This is a genomic window from Streptomyces sp. NPDC052396 (genome assembly GCF_044593195.1).
In the GTDB taxonomy this organism is placed as follows: domain Bacteria; phylum Actinomycetota; class Actinomycetes; order Streptomycetales; family Streptomycetaceae; genus Streptomyces.
In genome coordinates this window covers 80,827-87,194 of sequence record NZ_JBIUAW010000017.1, presented here as the reverse complement: position 1 = coordinate 87,194, position 6,368 = coordinate 80,827, and the positions used below count along the sequence as shown (strand labels likewise).

At 67.3% G+C, this 6,368-nt stretch carries 2 protein-coding genes and 1 pseudogene; 2 read left to right on the top strand and 1 reads right to left on the bottom strand.

The window, feature by feature from the left end; translation table 11 throughout:
• The coding region (locus ACIHFE_RS31100) for an amino acid adenylation domain-containing protein (protein WP_400111891.1) at positions 1 to 5,321 on the bottom strand (5,321 nt) is incomplete at its 3' end.
• Positions 5,322 to 5,522: 201 nt separating this feature from the next.
• Between ACIHFE_RS31100 and ACIHFE_RS31095 the strand changes: the two genes are divergently transcribed.
• Positions 5,523 to 5,741, top strand: coding sequence for an MbtH family protein (locus ACIHFE_RS31095; protein WP_400111889.1), 219 nt, complete (start codon positions 5,523 to 5,525; stop codon positions 5,739 to 5,741).
• A gap of 178 nt (positions 5,742 to 5,919) precedes the next feature.
• Positions 5,920 to 6,189 (top strand): annotated as a pseudogene (locus ACIHFE_RS31090) (IS5/IS1182 family transposase); the annotation flags it as partial.
• Positions 6,190 to 6,368: the final 179 nt, after the last annotated feature.

Genomic DNA, 6,368 nt, shown 5'->3' with positions numbered 1-6,368 from the left:
GAACCAATAGGAACCACCGACCCCACTTCACCCTCAGCCGACCACGACGTCGCATACACCGTCGCCTCCGTCGGCCCATAAGCATTCACCACCCGCACACCCGGCAACGCCGCCCGCACATCACCCAACACCCGCACCGGCAACGCCTCACCCGCAAACACCACCGCACCACTCACCCCACCCCGCAAAACCCGCCCCAACACCGACGGAACACCACTCACCAAACCCACCGGCACCCCAACACCAACCCGCTCCCCCACCGCCAAACCATCCCGCACCAACTCCACACAACCACCACACACCAACGGCCCCACCACCTCAAACACCGACACATCAAACGCCAACGACGTCGACGCCACCACACGCCCAAACCCCGAAACACCAAACTCCGACACCGCCCACGACACCAAATTCACCACCGACCCCACCGAAACAACCACACCCTTCGGCCGCCCCGTAGAACCCGACGTATAAATCACATACGCCGCATGCAACAAACTACGGCCCGAAACAACAGGATTGGAGGACGGATAACCGGAGACATCCACCAGGCCATCAAGCACCAACACCGGCCGGGAATCCTCAAGCATAAAAGCAATACGATCAGCCGGATAAGCCGGATCCACCGGCAAATAAGCCGCCCCCGACTTCAAAACAGCCAACACCGCAACCACCAACTCAACAGACCGCGAAAGCCCCACCGCCACCACCCGCTCAGGCCCCGCACCCCGCTCCACCAACCAATGAGCCAACCTGTTCGCCCGCTCATTCAACTCCCCATACGACAACTCCACCCCCTCACACACCACCGCCAACGCACCCGGAGACCGCACCACCTGCGCCTCAAACAACTCCACCAACGACAACCCCGGCACCTCACGCGCCGTGTCATTCCACCCCCAAACCACCAACTCCCGCTCCCACTCGCCCAGCAATTCGATATCGCTGACCGGCATATCGGGGTCGGCCGCCACGGCCGTCAGCAAGCGGCCCAGGCGTTCGGTCAGTGCCTCCACCGTGTTCTGGTCAAAGACATCCGTGCTGAACTCCACGACTCCGGCGAGGCCGGTCGGCCGGCCGTCGGACGTGCGGTGCTCCGTGATACTGAAGACCAGGTCCATACGGGCGGTACCGGTTGCCGCCAGCCCGCCGTCCGCCTGGAGGCCCGGGAGTTCCAGTTCAAATGCCTTCTGCCAGGCGAGCATGGTCTGGAACAGCGGATGGTGGGCCAGCGTCCGCTCCGGGTTGAGAACCTCAACCAAGTGCTCGAACGGCACGTCCTGGTGGGCGTATGCCTCCAGGTCCACTTCCCTGACCCGGGCGAGCAGTTCACGGAAGGTCGGATCACCCGAGACATCGGTACGCAGTACCAGGGTATTGACGAAGAAGCCCACCAGCTCGTCCAGGGCCTCATCGGTACGGCCCGCGATCGGACTGCCGATGGCAATGTCCTCACCCGCGCCGGAACGGGCGAGCAGCGCCGCCAGCGCCGCGTGCACCACCATGAAGACGCTCGCCCCGGCTTCCCTGGCGAGACGCGTCAGGCCATGGTGCAGGTCGGTGTCCCACTGGAAGGTGAAGGAGCCACCGCGGTAGGAGGCCACCGCGGGGTAGGGACGGTCGGTGGGCAGTTCCATCCGCTCCGGCAGTCCGGCCAGCGTCCGCTTCCAGTAGTCCAGTTGCGGGGCGACGCTGTCGTCCAGCACCGTGCGCTGCCACAGGGTGTAGTCGGCGTACTGCACCGGCAGCGACCGCCAGCCCGGAGCGGCACCCCGCAGCCGGGCCTCATAAGCGGTGACGACATCGCGCCACAGCGGCTCCAGCGACCACCCGTCAGAGGCGATGTGGTGAATCACCAGCACAAGGACGTGCTCCTCGGCGCCAAGGGCGAGGAGTTCGGCGTGCAACGGGATCTCAAGGGCGAGGTCAAAGGCGTACCGGACGGCGGAGGCGACCGCCTCGTCCAGGCCGGCTTCGGTAACCGCCTTGACTGCCAGGGTGGTTCGGGCCGCTTCGCCGTCGAGTATGTGCTGGTACGGCGTGCCGTCATAGTCGCGGAAGACGGTGCGCAGGCTCTCGTGCCGGACCACCACATCGGCCAGCGCCTCCTGCAACGCGCCCTGGTCGAGCGGGCCGGTCAGCCGCACCACCAGCGGCACATTGTAGGTAGCCGAAGGCCCTTCCAGCCGGTTGAGGAACCACAACCGGTTCTGCGCATGGGACAACGGCAGCCGCTCGGGCCGGGCCATCGGCTCCAACGCCGCACGCGCCTGCCCGGCTCCGGCCAGCACCCGCGCCAGCCCGGCCACCGTGGGCGCCTCAAACAGAGCCCGCACACCGAGCTCCACACCGAAGACAGAACGCACCCTGGACACCAGCCGGGTGGCCAGCAGGGAGTGGCCGCCCAGATCGAAGAAGCTGTCCTCCACGCCCACTTCGGGCACACCGAGAACATCGGCGAACAGCCCGCAGAGAATTTCCTCGACCGGAGTACGAGGAGCACGCCCGGTGGAGGTGGTGAAATCGGGGTCGGGCAGGGCCGCGCGGTCCAGCTTGCCGTTGGCGGTCAGCGGGAACTCGTCGAGCACCACAAAGGCGGCCGGAACCATGAACTCCGGTACAACGCCGCGCATATAGCCGCGTACCGAGGCCACGAAGGCGCCGATGTCGCGGGCCATGGCGGGGCTGCTGGTCAGCGAGGAGAGGCTGATGGCGCCTGCCGCGGGCGGCGGGCAAAGACCGGCCAGGGCGGCCTCCTGGTAGGCGCCTTGGGCGACGAAGACCGCGTCCAGGCCATCCTCGTGGTTGGCCGACCAGGTCAGGGTGACCCGGTAGCCGAGCTCCTCGCCCAGCTGGTGGAGGTCCTCGGGTTCGACGCCGGCGGCGTCCCCGTCGGTGACGGCCTTGAGGGCATCGCTCAGTGCGCCCTCGGCCAGCCGGAGCCGGGCCGTCACCTCGGCGGTGACCCGGCCGTTGGGGATGTCGCTCACCCTGAGCAGGTCGGGCCGTTCGGTGCTGAGGCGGTGGGCCAGCGCGTCGAGGTCCGTCAGCTCCGTTCCCCAGTCCAGGGCGGGAGTCCGGGTCACCTGAAGGAGGTTCTCGGGCTGCTTGCGCAGTACGGCGTCATAGCGGTGGCGGGAGAGTTCATTGTGGAACCGGCCGCGCTTGACACGTATCTCAACGGTGTCTGCGCCCGCCAGGGCGGTGAAGAACTCCGGTGCGACCAGCAGTTCCTTGTCCCGTACCAAGGACCGTTCCACCGCGGCCCGGACCGTGGCGGCATCGGTGTCGGCGTTGGCCTGCCGGAGCTGGATGGCGGTGTGCAGGGTGCGGGCCAGCCGCAGGTTGCGGACGTCGCCGACGAACACCGCGCCGCCGGGGGCCAGCAACTTCAGGGCGGATTCCACCACTTCGGCCAGATACTCGGCGCTGGGGAAGTACTGCACCACCGAGTTGATGACCACCACATCGAAGAAGCCGGCGGGCAGGCCCTCCAGGTCGTGGGCGGGCCGGTTGCGCAGCTCGATCCGGTCGGACAGCCCGGGTTCACCGGCGAGTTGGGTGCGCAGCGCCTCGATCACCGCGCCGGAAAGGTCCGTTCCCCAGTAGCTTTCGCAGTGCGGGGCGAGCCGGGAGAGCAGCAGGCCGGTGCCCACGCCGATCTCCAGCACCCGGCGGGGACGCAGCGAGCGGATGGACTCCACCGTGGCGTCCCGCCACTCCCTCATCTCCTCGGCCGGAATCGGCCGGCCGTCGTAGAGGCTGTTCCAGCCGACGAAGTTCTCGCCCCAGGCAGCCGTGGCGGATCCGGCATACAGGTCGTCGTAGATCTGCTGCCATTCGCCAACCTGCTGGTCGTGTTCCTCCGGTTCGGTGGTCGCCGCACCCACCACATAGCCGACGAGACTCTGTTCCCCGATGTGGTCGGGGCGGACGACGACCGCGGCTTGGGCAACCGCGGGGTGTTCGGCGAGGACGGACTCGACCTCGCCGAGTTCGATGCGGAAACCGCGGATCTTTACCTGGTCGTCCGCGCGGCCGACGAACTCCAACTGGCCGTCCGCGCGCCGCCGTACCAGGTCGCCGGTGCGGTACATCCGCTTGCCGTCGGCGAAGGGGCAGGCCACAAAGCGGGTGGCGGTCAGCGCGGCGCGGTCGAGATAGCCGCGGGCCAGGCCGGCTCCGGAGACATAGAGCTCTCCCACGGTGCCGTCCGCGACCGGCCGCAGCGAGTCGTCCAGCACATGTGCGCCAAGGTCGGCGATGGCGGTGCCAATGGCGCTGGGCGCGCCGGAGACGGCCTGCTCACGGGTGAGTTCGGTGGCGGTGACATGCACCGTGGTCTCGGTGATGCCGTACATGTTGACCAGCAGCGGGGCACGGTCGTCATGGCGCTGGTACCAGCCGGCCAGGCTGCCCAGGTCCAGTGCCTCACCGCCGAAGACCACGGCGCGCAGGCTCAGGGCATCGCCCAGTCCGGGGTTGTCCTGGTCGGCCCGCACCAGGCTGTGGAAGGCGGACGGTGTCTGGCTCAGTACGGTGACCCGCTCGTCGGCAAGGAGCCGCAGGAAATCGGCGGGCGTACGGCTGGTCTCGTACGGGACCACGACCAGTCGGCCGCCGTGCAGCAGGGCGCCCCAGATCTCCCACACGGAGAAGTCGAAGGAGTAGGAGTGGAAGAGGGTCCAGGTGTCGTCCGCGCCGAAGGCCAACCGCTGCCCGATGGCGGTGAACAGACGCACCACATTGTGGTGGGTGACCACAACTCCCTTGGGATTGCCGGTCGATCCGGAGGTGTAGATCACATAGCAGGCGTTGTGCACCCCGGCCCGGGGAGCGGCCGGCAGGGTGCCCGGCAGGGTCTCCAGCGCCGCCAGGGTCTCGGGGTGGTCGGTCTCCAGGCGGGGGACGGTGCTCTCCACAGCGCCGTCCACCGTGGTCACCATCAGCACGGGGGCGGCGTCGTCGAGCATGTACCGGATGCGGTGGCTCGGGTAAGCCGGGTCGATGGGCAGATAGGCACCGCCGGCCTTGAGGACGGCCAGCAGGGCCACGACCATCTCGGCCGAGCGTGGCAGGGCCAGGGCCACCAGGCGCTCGGGGCCGACACCACGCCCGATCAGCAGCCGGGCCAGCCGGTTGGCCCGGGCGTCCAGCTCCGCATAGCTCAGCCGCTGGTCTTCATGGACCACCGCCGTGGCGTCGGGCGTCCGGCGCACCTGCGCCTCGAAGAGCTCCGCCACCGTGAAAGGCGGCATCCCGCTCGGCAGCGCCTGGAAGTCATCGCGGGCACCGGACCACATCACGCTCAATCCCCCCATGGAGTGGTGTCTCTTCCCCCGTCAACTGGTTTTTTCGCATGCGAAATGCACCCGGTGACAAGGTCCAGAAATCCCACTCAATCACAGAGATAGGCCGGCCTGGATGTGAGCAGCCCCACATCGCGCAGCGCTCGCCTCGGCCGGGCGAGCAGGTACTAGGATCCTGGAGGAATCACTCCGGAATCGTTGTGGAGACACGCTGTGAGCAATCCGTTCGAAGACGAGAATGGCATTTTCCTGGTCCTGGTCAACCAGGAGGAACAGCACTCGCTGTGGCCGGATTTCGCCGAGATCCCGGCTGGCTGGCGGACCGTGCACGGCCCGGCCGGCCGCCAGGAATGCCTTGACTATGTCAATGAACACTGGACCGACATGCGTCCGAAGAGCCTGGTCGACGCCATGCGGGAGTCCGCATCCTGAATTCCGGCTGACAAAGCAGAAGATATCCGGCCCGCGCCTCGTCTTTCGAGAGGCACGGGCCGATTCTTTATATTCGCTGAATATCCGTCGTCGCTGACGGCTTCGATGATTGACTTCATGGGGCCAGGGCCTCCGCGCAAGGCACCGTAAGACGGTCCCCTATGGGGGGTTACCGAATATGGGGCGGGATACACGGAATTGGATTGTGCCATGCGGCCGAGGGAGATCATGAAGCCGTTGATCCCGCCGGACCGGGGGGGCGGCCGCAGGGCGGCGGGACGCTGACCACACCTGATGAGACGCTGCTGCCGCCGCGCTTCGGGGTTCCGGAGTCGACCGTCCACCGCAGGGTCCTGAGCCGGCCACAGGCCGGATGCGGGGCCGGTCGCACGAGGCGGTTCTGTACCGGCTCGACGACGCCGGCCTGGCCGACGTGACCCACGCCGTCCCGTGATCGTCGTAAATCCGTTGCGGCGATGGCCAGTTGATAGCACACCGGATTCCGGTTATCGCCGTAACACGTTGGCTATTCCAGTGCTGCGGCGGGCTTGGCGAAGAGGTTGGGGAAGTCGGGAAGTACTGACGCAGCAGACCGTCGCAGTTCTGGTGCGAACTACGCTGCCGCGG